Origin of the sequence: Bacillus sp. ISL-57 (assembly GCF_018613135.1) — a bacterium.
GTDB lineage: Bacteria > Bacillota > Bacilli > Bacillales > DSM-1321 > Peribacillus > Peribacillus frigoritolerans.
This window is the reverse complement of the sequence record NZ_JAGGQV010000002.1, coordinates 693,854-707,972: the sequence shown is the minus strand read 5'-3', so window position 1 is coordinate 707,972 and position 14,119 is coordinate 693,854. Positions and strand designations below refer to the sequence as shown.

The 14,119-nt window shown below is 42.7% G+C and carries 16 protein-coding genes and 2 riboswitches; of the genes, 5 read left to right on the top strand and 11 right to left on the bottom strand.

The features are described 5' to 3' along the window. The first annotated feature begins 124 nt into the window (after positions 1-124). Positions 125-373 (top strand): type B 50S ribosomal protein L31, encoded by a 249-nt coding sequence (locus tag J7I90_RS06730; RefSeq protein ID WP_214769586.1) that lies wholly within the window; start codon positions 125-127, stop codon positions 371-373. A 97-nt stretch (positions 374-470) separates the two neighbouring features. On the opposite strand, the gene metC is transcribed toward J7I90_RS06730, so the two are convergent. Then, positions 471-1,652, bottom strand: a complete 1,182-nt coding sequence (gene metC / locus J7I90_RS06725; protein WP_214769573.1) for a cystathionine beta-lyase — start codon at positions 1,650-1,652, stop codon at positions 471-473. Continuing rightward, the gene (locus tag J7I90_RS06720) at positions 1,649-2,761 is read right to left on the bottom strand and encodes a methionine biosynthesis PLP-dependent protein (RefSeq protein WP_214769558.1); all 1,113 of its coding nucleotides are present in this window, start codon (positions 2,759-2,761) and stop codon (positions 1,649-1,651) included. Before J7I90_RS06720 ends, metC begins: the two co-directional genes overlap by 4 nt. A gap of 86 nt (positions 2,762-2,847) precedes the next feature. Next, a riboswitch (SAM riboswitch) is annotated at positions 2,848-2,961 on the bottom strand. Between the two features lie 327 nt (positions 2,962-3,288). On the opposite strand from J7I90_RS06720, the gene fumC reads away from it, so the two are divergent. Next, positions 3,289-4,671, top strand: coding sequence for a class II fumarate hydratase (gene fumC / locus J7I90_RS06715; RefSeq protein ID WP_214769555.1), 1,383 nt, complete (start codon positions 3,289-3,291; stop codon positions 4,669-4,671). 109 nt (positions 4,672-4,780) lie between these two features. Then, positions 4,781-5,023 carry a hypothetical protein gene (locus J7I90_RS06710; protein WP_034314767.1) on the top strand — a complete coding sequence of 81 codons (243 nt, stop codon included), beginning with the start codon at positions 4,781-4,783 and terminating at the stop codon, positions 5,021-5,023. Between the two features lie 57 nt (positions 5,024-5,080). Here the strand turns inward: J7I90_RS06710 and J7I90_RS06705 are convergent, their stop codons facing one another. Next, positions 5,081-6,226: an ABC transporter ATP-binding protein gene (locus tag J7I90_RS06705; RefSeq protein WP_214769552.1), complete on the bottom strand. Its 1,146-nt coding sequence runs from the start codon at positions 6,224-6,226 to the stop codon at positions 5,081-5,083. A gap of 113 nt (positions 6,227-6,339) precedes the next feature. Continuing rightward, entirely contained in the window at positions 6,340-7,224 is an 885-nt protein-coding gene (locus J7I90_RS06700; protein WP_214769549.1) for a PucR family transcriptional regulator, read from the bottom strand. Positions 7,225-7,404: 180 nt separating this feature from the next. Between J7I90_RS06700 and J7I90_RS06695 the strand changes: the two genes are divergently transcribed. Next, positions 7,405-8,442, top strand: coding sequence for an NAD-dependent epimerase/dehydratase family protein (locus J7I90_RS06695; protein WP_214769546.1), 1,038 nt, complete (start codon positions 7,405-7,407; stop codon positions 8,440-8,442). A 119-nt stretch (positions 8,443-8,561) separates the two neighbouring features. Here the strand turns inward: J7I90_RS06695 and J7I90_RS06690 are convergent, their stop codons facing one another. The 5 genes from J7I90_RS06690 to J7I90_RS06670 are packed head-to-tail and all read right to left on the bottom strand — an operon-like array spanning position 8,562 to position 12,263. Next, positions 8,562-9,380 (bottom strand): iron-containing alcohol dehydrogenase family protein, encoded by an 819-nt coding sequence (locus J7I90_RS06690; protein ID WP_251025116.1) that lies wholly within the window; start codon positions 9,378-9,380, stop codon positions 8,562-8,564. 40 nt (positions 9,381-9,420) lie between these two features. Further along, entirely contained in the window at positions 9,421-9,666 is a 246-nt protein-coding gene (locus J7I90_RS06685) for a hypothetical protein (RefSeq protein WP_214769543.1), read from the bottom strand. A 52-nt stretch (positions 9,667-9,718) separates the two neighbouring features. Then, positions 9,719-10,537 (bottom strand): MetQ/NlpA family ABC transporter substrate-binding protein, encoded by an 819-nt coding sequence (locus J7I90_RS06680; RefSeq protein WP_214769540.1) that lies wholly within the window; start codon positions 10,535-10,537, stop codon positions 9,719-9,721. Between the two features lie 54 nt (positions 10,538-10,591). Continuing rightward, positions 10,592-11,260 carry a methionine ABC transporter permease gene (locus J7I90_RS06675; RefSeq protein WP_214769537.1) on the bottom strand — a complete coding sequence of 223 codons (669 nt, stop codon included), beginning with the start codon at positions 11,258-11,260 and terminating at the stop codon, positions 10,592-10,594. Beyond that, positions 11,247-12,263: a methionine ABC transporter ATP-binding protein gene (locus tag J7I90_RS06670; RefSeq protein ID WP_214769534.1), complete on the bottom strand. Its 1,017-nt coding sequence runs from the start codon at positions 12,261-12,263 to the stop codon at positions 11,247-11,249. The genes J7I90_RS06675 and J7I90_RS06670 overlap by 14 nt, the downstream gene beginning before the upstream one ends. Before the next feature lie 69 nt (positions 12,264-12,332). Further along, a riboswitch (SAM riboswitch) is annotated at positions 12,333-12,437 on the bottom strand. Between the two features lie 282 nt (positions 12,438-12,719). Between J7I90_RS06670 and J7I90_RS06665 the strand changes: the two genes are divergently transcribed. Beyond that, complete coding sequence (locus J7I90_RS06665; protein WP_214769530.1) at positions 12,720-13,544, top strand: MBL fold metallo-hydrolase; 825 nt, start codon at positions 12,720-12,722, stop codon at positions 13,542-13,544. A 62-nt stretch (positions 13,545-13,606) separates the two neighbouring features. Here the strand turns inward: J7I90_RS06665 and J7I90_RS06660 are convergent, their stop codons facing one another. Both J7I90_RS06660 and J7I90_RS06655 read right to left on the bottom strand, forming a co-directional pair. Continuing rightward, positions 13,607-13,795 (bottom strand): hypothetical protein, encoded by a 189-nt coding sequence (locus J7I90_RS06660; protein WP_034314753.1) that lies wholly within the window; start codon positions 13,793-13,795, stop codon positions 13,607-13,609. Between the two features lie 84 nt (positions 13,796-13,879). Further along, positions 13,880-14,083, bottom strand: a complete 204-nt coding sequence (locus J7I90_RS06655; RefSeq protein WP_034314751.1) for a YheE family protein — start codon at positions 14,081-14,083, stop codon at positions 13,880-13,882. Between the last annotated feature and the right edge of the window lie 36 nt (positions 14,084-14,119).

Sequence of the window (14,119 nt, the reverse complement as noted above, 5' to 3'; positions counted from 1 at the left end):
AAGGGTGAATCGTCTAGATTAAACTATAATGAGGGTACCGACTTTTGGTACCTTCAAGCATAATGATTGATAATAGTAATCATTACGTTTAACATATACCTATACTGACGATGAGGTGATAATAGTGAAACAAGAAATTCATCCTGATTATAAACAAGTGGTATTCATGGATACCAATAGTGGGTATAAATTTTTGACAGGCTCCACGAAGACGTCCAATGAAACGATCGTTTGGGAAGACGGTCAAACATATCCATTATTAAAAGTGGAAATCAGCTCGGATACGCACCCTTACTATACAGGAAAGCAGAAGTTTGCTGAAAAAGGCGGACGGGTGGATCGCTTCCTGGATAAATATAATATGAAGAAATGAGAGTCAGGCCATCGGAAATCGATGGCCTTTTTTTATGAGAGTTAATAATGATGCAAGGGAAAAGGGTGCCCATAATATATGAGGCACCCATCCTTATTCATTTTGCAGCAATTGCTTCCCCTTTGGCAATATTTACGAGGGCCGCATCGAAGTCCTTAATTAAATCGTCCGGATTTTCCAGTCCGACAGAGAGGCGGAGCAAGCTATTCGTGATGCCTCGCTTTTCCCTTTCATCAGCAGGCATGGCCGCATGGGACATTTTGGCCGGGTAGGATAATATGGATTCTACCGCTCCCAGGCTTACGGCAAAAACAGGGAGCTCAACAGTGTTCACGAAGGAACGGAAGATTTCCTCACTTTCCAATTCAAATGAAAGGACCGCCCCCGCTCCGAGTGACTGGCCTTTCTGGATGGCGTGCTGTGGATGATCGGCTAGGCCGGGATAATACACGTTTTTCACCAAGGGCTGCTCCTTTAAGTAGGCTGCAATCTTTTCTGCCCCTTTTTGTGAATGTTCCATTCTAACTGACAAGGTTTTCAAGCCTCTCATTACGAGCCAGGCATCCTGGACACCAAGGACCGCTCCAAAGGAGTTTTGGAGCGAACCGAGTCTTGCCGCCAATTCCGGGTCTTTCACGACCGCAAGCCCAGCTACCACATCACTATGTCCGGATAAAAACTTCGTCGCGCTATGAAGGACTACATCAGCGCCCAGATTCAGCGGTTTTTGCAATGCGGGCGTCAAGAATGTATTATCAACAAAACTTAAGGCGCCGGCTTTTTTTGCAATATCACATACAGCTTGAATATCGGTCACTTTAAGTAACGGATTTGAAGGCGTTTCGATGTATATGGCCCTGGTATTTGGCTGAACGGCCGCTTTGACACTTTCAAGGTCCGTCATGTCAACGAAGGTATGCTCAATATTGAAACGGTTCAATACGCTTGTGACCATCCTGAACGTTCCGCCATACACATCTTCGGAAATGACGATATGATCCCCGGCAGACAATAGCAGGAAGGCTGTTGAAATGGCAGCCATACCTGATGAAAAGGCAAAACCGTGAGTGCCTTCCTCAAGTTCGGCAATGATGTCTTCAAGTGCCTCGCGGGTTGGGTTCCCGCTTCTGCTGTAGTCATATTTGCCGAATTGATCGATATCGGATTGATGGAAAGTCGATGCATGCTGGATGGGGACGCTCACACCGCCCGTTGCCGGATCGAATTTATGTTGATTATGAAGCAATTTCGTTTCAAAGCTAAATTCATGATCTGTCATCGTAGTGCCTCCCTTTTTACATGTGCGAATGCTTGCTGCAAGTCACCAATCAAATCGTCGCTATCCTCGATGCCAACGGAGAAGCGGAGCAGTCGATTACAAACCCCGTTTGCCGTTCTGACCTCAAGCGGTATATCGGCATGTGTTTGTGTGGCAGGATAGGTGATGAAGCTTTCAACCCCTCCCAGGCTTTCTGCAAAGGAAATTAATGAGAGCGATTGTAAAAATGGGTTGACTGCCGCTTCATCAATGATACGGAAAGAAATCATGCCGCCTCGGCCTGGATACAATACGTCCGTAACACAATCATGCTCCGATAAGTAATCTACAAGTATCTTGGCATTCTTTTCATGACGCTCCATCCGCAATGCCAGGGTTTTCATTCCGCGCATCAACAGCCAAGAATCAAATGGGCTCAAGACAGCTCCAGTGCCATTATGATGGAAGGCAAGTGCATCACATAATTCAGCGCCGCTAGCAACGATCAGTCCGGCGAGCACATCATTATGACCACCGAGATACTTGGTTGCACTGTGAATCACAATATCCGCTCCAAGCAAGATGGGTTGTTGAATAAGAGGCGTGTAAAAAGTGTTATCAACGATTAGCAATAAATCATATCGTTTAGCCAATGCGGCAACCGCGCTAATATCCGTTTGCTGCATAAGAGGGTTAGTGGGAGTTTCGATGAAGATGGCTTTCGTGTGAGGAGTGATGGCCTTTTCGATATCCTCCAAACAACAAGTGTTTACATAGTCACACTGCAATCCCCATTTTTTAAAACCTTGTTCTAACAGCCGATATGTACCGCCATAAAGATCTTCACTGACAATCCACGCATCCCCGGATTTAAAAAGGGCGAGTATAGTGGAGATGGCGGCCATTCCTGAACTGCAGGCATAGCCTTGGTCTCCTTTTTCCAGATCGGCGATCGATCGCTCCAATAGCTGGCGGGTAGGGTTACCTGTCCTTGTGTAGTCGAATCCCGTCGATTGACCGATTCCTTCGTGTCGAAAAGCTGTTGAAAAGTATACCGGCGGATTGACTGTTCCTGTCGCCGTTTCACTGCGATTTCCTAATTGAGCAAGATATGTTTCAGGTTTATACATGGTTTTCACTGCTCCTTTGAGTTAAATAAAATAAAAAAAAGTCTTCTTTAAGAAGAAGACTTTGATTAAGTAGGGACGAGTCATTCTTCTTATCTTCCAAGTACATAAACTTGTGGAATTAGCACCTTTTCATTGGTTTGAAACAAATGAAGGTTGCTGAGGTGTCATCGGGCCATTCCCTCTACCTCTCTCGATAAGAGTTTAGATTATTCAATTTCTTTTGAATTTACTATATATACAAAATACTGTCAAGGACATTTTGGGAGTGATGTTGTGTTTGTGTTCATGGCCAGGTCAATTGAAGCCTAGCGGTGCCTACACTTAATGTGTCAAAAAAGAATATCCGAATTTTCATCTAAATATGAATGGCCTAGGATGTTTTCAGAAATATGGAAAGGGTCAGCGGGATATTTTTGCTTTAAAATAATAAAGTTTGTACAATGTATGGAGAGAAAGAATAATCCGACATTATTCATTTCATATGCAAAAATTCTTCAATGAATAGTACAAACATAGGAGGAGAACACATGGAATACAGAATCGAACGAGATACGATGGGTGAAGTGAAAGTTCCTGCTGATAAATATTGGGGAGCACAAACTGAGAGAAGTCGTAACAATTTCAAAATCGGTAACGAAAAAATGCCGATTGAATTAGTTCGTGCATTTGCATACGTTAAACAAGCTGCCGCAAAGGTGAACTATGATCTTGGTGATCTTTCCGAAGTTAAAAAGAACGCCATCGTCAAGATTTGCGGCGAAATCCTTGAAGGTACGCTTGATGAACATTTCCCGCTTGTAGTTTGGCAAACGGGAAGCGGTACGCAAAGTAATATGAATGTGAATGAAGTGGTCGCTAACAAAGGGAATGAATGGTTAAAAGAAAATGGTGAATCGGAAACCCTTCACCCGAATGATGACGTTAACAAGGCTCAAAGCTCAAATGATACTTTCCCGACCGCCATGCATATTGCAGCCTTTATGGAAGTCGCTGAAAAATTGGTTCCTGCCATCAAAGCACTTCGTGATACATTCGATACGAAAGAAAAAGAATTTTGGGATGTCGTGAAAATCGGCCGGACCCATCTTCAAGATGCTACACCATTAACATTAGGACAAGAAATTTCCGGTTGGAAAGCGATGCTCGATAAAGATTTGGCGATGATTGAGGAAAGCAGCCAAAAACTATTGAACCTTGCCCTAGGCGGAACGGCTGTAGGAACCGGAATCAATACAAAGAAAGAATTCCCGGGACTTTCTGCCAAACAAATTGCAGCGGATACAGGATATCCTTTTGTCACATCTGATAATAAGTTCCATGCATTGACTAGCCATAACGAAATCGTCTACGCACACGGTGCTTTGAAAGCATTGGCGGCGGATTTAATGAAAATTGCCAACGATGTCAGATGGCTGGCAAGTGGACCTAGAAGCGGAATCGGCGAAATAGCCATTCCGGAAAACGAGCCCGGCAGCTCCATCATGCCAGGTAAAGTCAATCCGACCCAAAGTGAAGCGCTTACCATGATTGCAACACAAATCGTGGGTAACGATGCTACAATTGGCTTTGCAGCAAGCCAAGGTAACTTTGAATTGAATGTATTCAAACCAGTCATCATCTATAACTTCCTGCAAACGGTCAAATTATTGACGGAAGGCATTCATTCCTTCAACGATAATTGTGCGGTTGGCATCACTGCAAATGAAGATAAGATCAAAGAAAATGTAGAGCGTTCCCTTATGCTGGTAACAGCGTTGAACCCGCATATCGGTTATGAAAAGGCAGCCAAGATCGCCAAAACTGCCTTCAAGGACAACTCCACGTTAAAAGAAGCGGCGTTGAAACTGGGGTTCCTGACGGAGGATGAATTTAAAGCATGGGTCGATCCTGCTAACATGGTTAATAAATAATTGGATGGAAACACCCTCCCTCTAGCATTAGGGAGGGTGTTTCCATGTGTTAAAATAATGGAATCGACAAATACTGAAATCATAAGTATCGGGAACAGGAGGTAAAACAATGTCTATATGCCCGCTTTGCAACGGCCTAAGAAAAATTCATGTGGATTGCCCGGAATGCGGCAGTGAACTTGAGGATAAAGGGAAATTCATGGATTATGCTGATGATTACAGTGCTTATATGGATATCGACATACTTAAAGAAAACGACGGATACCCTCAATCCCTTCAAAAAGGGCAATGCCCTCATCTCATGAAATGCCCTGAATGCGGACATGATGAAGTGGTATTGGTCCAGGAATGAATCTCCCTTTATTTGAATAAACGTAAAAAGACCCATAATGAATGGGTCTTTTCATGTTTAATTGGCAGATAACTTCATGCTTTCCTGCATCTGTTCATCTTCTTCAACTAAAATGCGATGTTCGGTCCCTTTATCAAAAAAGTGTGCTTTATTCATGTCTAAGGCAAGTTCGATCTTTTCGCCTGCCTGGATAATGTTATTGGCATCGACCCTTGCAACGAAGTCCTGCCCCTCTAATGTCGAGTAGAGCATGATCTCCGCGCCCATGAGTTCGGCTACATCAATTTGGGTCGTGAATGTAGTGCTAGGGGACTCCGTGAAATAAGCTCCTTCATTATGGAAATCTTCCGGACGGATGCCAAGGATTACTTCTTTTCCGACATATCCTTGATCACGTAGCATTTTCATCTTAAATTCAGGTATTTCAAGCGCTTGTTCGCCTATTTTGATTGTGCCTTCTTTTAATGTTCCGGTAAAGAAGTTCATGGCAGGCGATCCGATAAAGCCGCCGACGAACACGTTTATTGGTTTCTCATAAACATCCTTTGGGGCACCGACCTGTTGGATGATACCATCTTTCATTACAACAAGACGTGTCGCCATGGTCATTGCCTCTGTTTGGTCATGTGTGACATATATCGTTGTGGTGTCGAGCCGTTTATGAAGTTTAGCTATTTCCGCACGCATTTGAACCCGCAGCTTTGCGTCGAGATTGGATAATGGCTCATCCATCAAGAAAACTTTTGCGTCCCTTACAATTGCACGGCCAAGTGCAACACGCTGGCGCTGACCACCTGAAAGCGCTTTAGGTTTCCTGTTTAGCAGCTCTTCAAGTCCAAGAATCCTTGCCGCTTCATTGACTCTTTGCTTGATTTCAGCTTTTGGCGTTTTCCTGAGCTTCAATCCGAATGCCATATTGTCAAATACGGACATATGAGGATATAAGGCATAGTTCTGGAAAACCATCGCAATATCGCGATCTTTAGGGGGGACGTCGTTGACTCGTTTGCCGTCTATGTATAAATCCCCTTGGGAAATGTCTTCCAGTCCGGCAATCATCCTTAATGTCGTAGATTTACCGCAACCGGAAGGTCCCACAAAAACGATGAATTCCTTATCGGCAACACGAAGGTTGAAATCTTTAACAGCCGTCACCTTTTTATCATAAATCTTGAATATATGATCTAACACTAACTCTGCCATGAAAAATCCCCCTTTTAAACTCTTAAATTACTTGTACCAATTAGCTATAGTCTAAGCTATGGGTTTTGAAAAAAGTATGGGCATATTGCACAAAAAAGTGCTTACATTGGAAATTAATCATTCAGTATAAGTATCAAGTATGCAGTAAGGGCATGACGGAAGTTTCTAATATCGAGACCAGTTCTTTCAGAAAATTTATCGATTCGGTACTGTAAGCTGTTCCGATGTATATAAAGCTGTTTGGCGGCATATGTGGCATTGGAATTACATTCGATATACGTTTTTACCGTTTTGATAAGCTCAGTATCCTGCTTGGTCTTGCCAAGAATTTCATTGATAAACCAATTTGCATTCTTAAACGATGGATCATTTATTAATGAGTACGGGATGATGTCTGCCAGATCAGCCACCTTTATATCCGGCATATGCACCTGTGCCACTTCAAAACACTTTTTCTCCTGAGTCCAGTGATGGCGAAGGTCTTGATCTACAGGGTGAAAGCGCCCGGTGAACATACGGGTCTTTACATAAAAGTCACTTTCAAGCGTGGAAGTAATGGCGATCAATTCTTTATTTGATAATGGTTCATCCTTGTCCGTTTCAATTAAGACGCCTGCCGTTTCATTTTCCCAGATAATAGCAGAGTCAGATGGAACGAAAGCGAGGAAGGCCCCTTCAAAATCGGTGTTGGAAAAATCAGCATGAGTCAACTTGAAATGAAGGAATCGAACATTCTCCCAGTTCGTTAAAGGCAATGGTGCATTCGGTTCTGATAAAAAGTTTTTCCATGATGAGCCTGGATGTGCATTGAGGTTATTTGGGTTTATGGAAGGAACAAAAAGCAGTTCCAATAAACGGATTTCTTCGGCTGTGATTTCTGAACGGGGAATACCAATTATACTTCTGAAGTCTTCGAACCAAACATAATTAGAAATATCATCAGTATCCTTTTTATTGGTAAGGGCGTTCGGGAATTTTTGTTTAAGATTTTCAAGCATCGTTTCCACCTTCTTTCTCCCTTTCCATATCATTATAGCGAAAAAGAATAAAGTTCAAAAGATTAGGATATCTTTAGTTTTTCCGAGAAGGGAAAACCAAAGAGAAGTTGCAAGTATTATTAATTTCAGGAAAGGGTATTGCGTATGCTTTATGGAATATCGTTAAAGAGGGGGGATCTTATGAACATTTTAATACTGGGTGGTACACGGTTTTTAGGCCGATATTTAGCAAAAGCTGCAATAGAGAAGGGGCATGATGTCACACTTTTTAATCGTGGAAATGATCCTTATGTTTTCGCCGAAATAGAACAGTTAAAAGGGGACCGCGACGGGGATCTTGAAAAGCTGAAAGGAAGACAGTGGGATGCGGTCATTGATACATCAGGCTTTGTCCCTCGAACTGTATCGAAATCTTGCAGATTGCTTAATCAAGTTAAACATTATACATATATTTCAAGCATCTCGGTTTATAGTGATCCTACCGAACCAGGTATTGATGAAAATGGAGAGGTTCATGCACTAAATGAAGATAAAGCAGAAGAAATAACCCGCGGAACGGCTGGACCGATATACGGTGAATATTATGGACCGTTAAAATCATTAAGCGAAAAAGCAGCTGAAAACGAACTGCCGGGGAAAGTCTTGTCAATTCGTGCTGGGCAAATAGTAGGTCCATTTGATTACACTGACCGATTGCCGTACTGGCTTAAAAGAATAGCGGAAGGGGGAGAAGTTTTAGCGCCTGGACGTCCTGGACGTCCAATCCAAATTATCGATGCAAGGGACTTGGCTCAATGGATCATCCGAATGATGGAAAAAGGCGTGACAGGAACGTTTAATGCTGTTGGACCAGAATACACACTGACTATGGGGCAAATACTTGAAGGCTGCAAAAAGGTTACAAGAAGTAATGCTGCCTTTACATGGGTCTCTGAAAAATTTTTAAATGACAATAGAGTAGAGCCGTGGGGAGAAATGCCCTTATGGATACCGGAAGAATTCCCTTTACCAGGAGGTAAGGAACCTTTGAATGGGTTTTTGGCTGTCGACAACGATAAAGCCATCAATAATGGACTAACATTCCGTCCCCTATCAGAAACTCTCGAAGATATATGGAATTGGGAAAAGGGCCGTCCGGAATCTGCCGAGAGAAAAGCAGGCATGCACAGACAACATGAAAGTGATCTTCTTGGATTATGGAAACAGACAGTAGGTTGAGATCTTCTTTTATTATACTGAAGTATTAATGGAACATTATGTATGCTTGGTGAAAAGGATGATTTTAAACAATGAGGAATCAAATAAAAAGCGATGGGTAAAAAACCCCAATCGCTTTTTTAGTCCATGGATGGATTTGCATGGTTTGTAAGGATTTCAAGGTTTTCCATGGCGGCTGCCACTTTTTCCTTGTTGATATCAGGGAAGAGAAGATGGATGTCTTCCCCTTTTTTGACAGAGTGGGTAGCAATCTGTTGAAGTTCCGCTTTATGTTCAACAGTTAGGCCAATATCAAGCAATGTCATCGGCAATTTAAGTACCTGGTAGATGGGCAGCAATTGTTTGATTTCCGAGAATTTCCCTTCTAGCACAAGCTGGACTAAAATGCCATATGCCACTTTTTCCCCGTGAAGTAAATGATTCGCTTGGGTGATGGAAGTCATGCCATTATGAATGGAGTGGGCACCGGCAACGCGCAAATACTGGCCGCCAAACCCGTCGCCAAGACCACTGATGATGATGTTCGTTTCAATTACACGCTGCAGCGCATCTGTCCATTTCCCTTTTTCTAAATCAGCTAAGGCTTCCTCGGCATATGTCAATAAAACTTCCTGGCATTGCCTCGCAGCCAAATGGGCCAATTCAATACAAACGGACTTGGTGGCAAGCTTTTCGGCCAGTGCATTGCCCTCGTACCATTTCGCCAATGTATCGCCGATTCCAGCACGTAAATAGTTAATTGGCGAATTAAGAAGAATTCTTGGTTCAATCAATAACATCCAAGTGCTTTTTTCATGAATATCATAACGGGCATATGAGCCATTATCATCATAAATGACACTCAACGGTGTCCAGGCAGCGCAGGTGGAAGCCAAGGTTGGAATGAGGATGATTTCCTTTTGAAGCGAGTTTCCGGCCGATTTGGCCAGGTCGAGCAACTTACCGCCGCCAATGCCAATTAATGCATCTGCACCATGTTCAAGAGCTGCCTTCTACGCGTTCAATTTCCGGGTCACTGCATTCCCCGCCGTATGTGAAAAAAATCGTCTCAATATTTTCTAAGGAAGGAAAAAAGGGTTCAGTAACTTCCCAGGATTTTCGTCCATGAATAACGAGCACTTTACGGATGTTCCCTTTATTCAGTTTCCCTTCCAGGTTTTCAAGGACATTTGCTTTACAAGCGTAATAAGCGGGACCGCTGCGGACCTCCAGTAAGGTATTCATCCTAAATGAAAGGCCTGTTTCCGGTAAAGGGAAGCAGGCCTTGGTTATTTGATCAATTCATCCAGTCTGGTTTTCCGAATCCGGCAAATTTGTCATCGATCACTTTTTCAAACTGGTCGGATTCCACTACTGATTTAATATCCTTGGCAAATTGAGCGTCTACATCTTTTGTATTCACTGCAACCACGTTTCGATACATATCCGGCATTTTTTCTAAAACTAGGGCATCCTTGAGGTCCATTTTCGCTGCAAGAGCAAAGTTGCCAGGGACCGCCGATAGGTCAACGCTGTCTGTTGCGCGGGGCAACTGAGCGGATTCCAATGGTTTTAGCTGGATGTTTTTTGGATTTTTCGTTACATCCTTTTCAGATACTTTTAGAGGGTCGACATTTGGATCGACTTCAATCAACCCTTCATCCACCAGCACTTTTAGTGCACGGGCCAGGTTAACCGGATCATTGGGCACTGCAAGGGATGTACCGTCCTTCACTTCTTTCAATGAATTATACTTATTAGAATATATGCCCATTGGTGCTGTTGGAACTATGATAAGGTCGGAAAGCTTTAAATCATTTTCTTTAGCGAAGTTATCCATGTACACTTTATGCTGGAACAGGTTGGCGTCGATCGAGTTGTTGCCAAGTGATTTATTCGGCTGGATATAGTCGGTGAATTCGACGATCTCTATTTTGTATCCGAGATCTTCCAGACCTGGTTTGATGGCCTCCTTAACCATATCGGCGTACGGCCCGGTAGTCGCCCCGATCTTCAATTCTTTTTTGTCTTCAGTATTTGGGGATGCATCGCTCCCGCAAGCTGCCAAGCCGAGTGCAAGTGCACAGACTGATAATAACGAAGCTATTTTCTTCATTTGAAATTCCTCCTGAGTAATGAAATGTATTGAATCATGAAAAAATGACTGATCCTATCGCTTGTTAACCATGTATGAGACTTTATCACCAACCATTTGAATGAGTTGCACAAGGCAGATCAGCACGACGATCGTCGTGATCATGACTGTGTTGTCATATCGGTAATATCCGTACCGGATGGCCAGGTCGCCTATTCCGCCACCGCCGATTGTCCCGGCCATTGCTGAGTAACCGATAAGCGAAATGGTCGTTAATGTCAGTCCTTGAATGATTCCCGGTTTTGCCTCTGGAAGAAGTACATCCTTAATGATCATCCATGGAGTGGCACCTACGGCAATTGCAGCTTCAATCACTCCTCTGTCTATTTCACGTAATGCCGTTTCAACAATCCTTGCAAAAAAAGGTATTGCGGACACGGACAGGGAAACAGAAGCTGCTCTTGGCCCTATCGTCGATCCCGTAAGTAGGTCCGTTAAAGGAAGGAGGGCGACCAAGAGAATGATGAACGGGATTGAACGGACAATATTGACTGCGAAACCGAGAGATCGATTCACGATGCTATTTTCAAAAAATAAATTCCTGGTTGTTGTAAATAGCAATACTCCAAGCGGTAAACCGATCAGCAGGGCTACTGCAAGAGAAACGCCGACCATATAAATCGTTTCAAGAAAGGCTTTATTAAGATCAGGTAAAATATTGACGATGGGATTAAGCAGTGACATGTTTTAACACCTCCACAGAACTGGAACGATTTTTTATATATTCCAGTGCCGAATGTATTTGGTCGGAATCGCCAATTAACTCGATGATTAAAATGCCTAAAGGAACATCCTGGATATACTCAATTTTACCGTGTAAAATATTCCCCTTTACTGGATGGGATTGGAGAGTATCCGAAAGAATCGACTCACCGGCGGTTTGCCCTTCGAATTGGATCTTAATAATCGTACCTTGACTTTCTTCAATCAAGTGCGAAGGGAGTTCGAAATCCAGTACACTGCTAATGAATTGCTTCGTTAACTCCTGTTTAGGCTGTGAAAATATTTCATAAACGGGTCCTTCTTCAATTACCCGGCCATCCTGCATGACGGCGACTCGGTGGCATAGTTCTTTGACCACTTCCATTTCATGTGTAATCAGGACGATGGTGATACCAAGCTCACTGCTTATCTTTTTCAATAACTGTAAAATCGCCTTTGTAGTTGTTGGATCAAGGGCTGAAGTCGCTTCATCACACAATAGTACAGTGGGTTCATTTGCTAAGGCGCGAGCTATGACGACCCGTTGCTTCTGTCCACCGCTAAGCTGTGCCGGATAGACATCTTTCTTATCGCTGAGCCCTACGATTTCCAACAATTCCAATACACGTAGCTTGATTGCGTCCTTCGATCGATGTGCGGCCTTTAAGGCGAAAGCGACATTTTCAAAAACGGTTTTTGAACTGACCAGGGAAAAGTGCTGGAATATCATTCCGATTTTTTGGCGTTGTTTACGAAGCTCTTTACTTGATAAAGAGGTTAGATCAATGCCGTCGATGATGATATTTCCACCTGTCGGACGTTCAAGCAAATTCAAGCAGCGGAGTAATGAGCTTTTTCCAGCTCCGCTGTAGCCGACAATTCCATAAACTTCGCCAGTTTGAATGGTTATAGATATGTTATCCACTCCGATAACTCGGTTTTTTTTCGAGACGTATTCCTTTCGGACTGAACGGATTTCAATCATGAGCTTTCCCCCTTAAACATTAAAAAAGCTGCCTCCATCATTCAGAAAGAGGCAGCGAAATCATATCTCGTCTTATCTTTCAGAATGCAATCATTCTGCAGGAATTAGCACCGTTCCCTAAGGGCGGTTGCCGGACATCGCAGGGCCTGATCCCTCCGTCACTCTTGATAAGTAAATTATTATTTTAGAATATTTCAAGTTTTATAATATAATCTATATTATTTGTAAAACCCGACAATGTCAATCGTTTCTTTGACTTTTTTGTCATTAAATCTGGTACAGTCCGTTAAAACGATTCATGGAAAATGGGCTATTATGCAATAATCCAGCCGTTTCATCGAGGAAACTTATTCCTATATTTCCTTGTCAAAAAGGTAAAGTGGTACTACATTTATTATAGTGAAGTTAAAAAAAGGAAGATGAAACTATTTTTGTACAATGATGGGAGGAAACCGAATGATAGAGATTAACACGATAAATGATGTGGTTTGCGTGCATGGGACTCCTGGCGGAAACAAGGCGGGGATGAGTGTGTATGTCTTTTTAACGGATGGCCTGTTGATAGATACTGGCGCACAGATTTTATTGGAAGAGCTTATTCCATTCTATGAATCGGCAGACTTCGACTCAGTGGCCCTGACTCACTATCATGAAGACCATACTGGGGGCGCTGCCTGGATACAGGAACATAAAAAGGTGCCGCTTTTCATCCACCCGATGTCAGTGGAGGTTTGTGCAAAGGATGCTATATATCCTGAATATCGCAAAATTTTCTGGGGAAAGCGAGATGCTTTTAAAGCTGAGCCGCTAGGGAAGGCTATACAGTCTCGTACCCAAACATGGGAGCCGATTTTCACCCCCGGCCATGCTAAGGACCATATGGTGTATTTGAACCATAATAATGGCGTACTCTTTTCAGGAGACCTTTTTGTTACACCGAAAACAAAGCTTGTTTTACGGGAAGAGTCTGTCCCGGTCATCATCGATTCCATAAAAAGATTACTTCAATATGACTTCGGGGATGTGTTTTGCTGCCATGCTGGGCATGTCCCTGATGGGAAGGACATGTTTCGGAAAAAGCTTGATTATTTGGAAAACCTCCAAGGTGAAGTTTTACGCTTACATTCTCAAGGACTGACCGTTCATGAAATTCAGCAGCTCGTTTTACCGAATCGCTATCCCCTTATCGAAATATCTGGGCATGAATGGGATTCAGAACATATCATTACATCGATATTAAACGAAAATATTTTAAGTGCGAGGGAGAATGGGACTGATTGAATTATCGTTTTAACGGTCTGACCAATATAAAAGAGAGCTCTCCATAAGAGAGCCCACATTATTCATTTATTGACATTGGGATCTGTTTCATCATAAAAATCATGTGCTTCTTCGATGTTCTGAAGGTTTGCGACTTCGTACACATTTCCGCCCGCCATTCCTTCATTGATGATACGGTCGATATCCAAGTAAACGGAGTCCTTGCCATCATATTCGGTATCCTTCAAAAATGTCATTTTTTCTTTATCCAAAATAAATCCCTCCTAGCCTTTTCTTTAGTTTAGGCAAAGGAGTTTTTTTTATTCTGTTTAGCGATTCATGAATGGAAAGGGGGGTCATTCATATACATGGAAAATCATTAAATCATGTATCATGCTTTTAAGTTTGGTTTCATCTGTTTCGGAAGGCGGATTGGCTGTCCACTCGATGGATCCATCTTTATGATACAAGGCTTTGACTGCCTGCTTATTGAAATAAAAGGAAATTTTCCATCCTGGCAGATTCTTATGCAATGGTTCCCATTGAAAATGAGTGATCATATGTATTACCTCCATATAACTGTTTCTCATTCGATT

What these genes read in the sequence shown, in the direction of transcription:
- J7I90_RS06710 (WP_034314767.1), top strand. Translation starts at nt 4,781, where the DNA reads ATGTCTATATGCCCGCTTTGCAACGGCCTAAGAAAAATTCATGTGGAT.
- J7I90_RS06665 (WP_214769530.1), top strand. Translation starts at nt 12,720, where the DNA reads ATGATAGAGATTAACACGATAAATGATGTGGTTTGCGTGCATGGGACT.
- J7I90_RS06675 (WP_214769537.1), bottom strand. Translation starts at nt 11,260, where the DNA reads ATGTCACTGCTTAATCCCATCGTCAATATTTTACCTGATCTTAATAAA.
- J7I90_RS06695 (WP_214769546.1), top strand. Translation starts at nt 7,405, where the DNA reads ATGAACATTTTAATACTGGGTGGTACACGGTTTTTAGGCCGATATTTA.
- J7I90_RS06705 (WP_214769552.1), bottom strand. Translation starts at nt 6,226, where the DNA reads ATGGCAGAGTTAGTGTTAGATCATATATTCAAGATTTATGATAAAAAG.
- J7I90_RS06670 (WP_214769534.1), bottom strand. Translation starts at nt 12,263, where the DNA reads ATGATTGAAATCCGTTCAGTCCGAAAGGAATACGTCTCGAAAAAAAAC.
- J7I90_RS06655 (WP_034314751.1), bottom strand. Translation starts at nt 14,083, where the DNA reads ATGATCACTCATTTTCAATGGGAACCATTGCATAAGAATCTGCCAGGA.
- fumC (WP_214769555.1), top strand. Translation starts at nt 3,289, where the DNA reads ATGGAATACAGAATCGAACGAGATACGATGGGTGAAGTGAAAGTTCCT.
- J7I90_RS06720 (WP_214769558.1), bottom strand. Translation starts at nt 2,761, where the DNA reads ATGTATAAACCTGAAACATATCTTGCTCAATTAGGAAATCGCAGTGAA.
- metC (WP_214769573.1), bottom strand. Translation starts at nt 1,652, where the DNA reads ATGACAGATCATGAATTTAGCTTTGAAACGAAATTGCTTCATAATCAA.
- J7I90_RS06685 (WP_214769543.1), bottom strand. Translation starts at nt 9,666, where the DNA reads ATGAATACCTTACTGGAGGTCCGCAGCGGTCCCGCTTATTACGCTTGT.
- J7I90_RS06700 (WP_214769549.1), bottom strand. Translation starts at nt 7,224, where the DNA reads ATGCTTGAAAATCTTAAACAAAAATTCCCGAACGCCCTTACCAATAAA.
- J7I90_RS06680 (WP_214769540.1), bottom strand. Translation starts at nt 10,537, where the DNA reads ATGAAGAAAATAGCTTCGTTATTATCAGTCTGTGCACTTGCACTCGGC.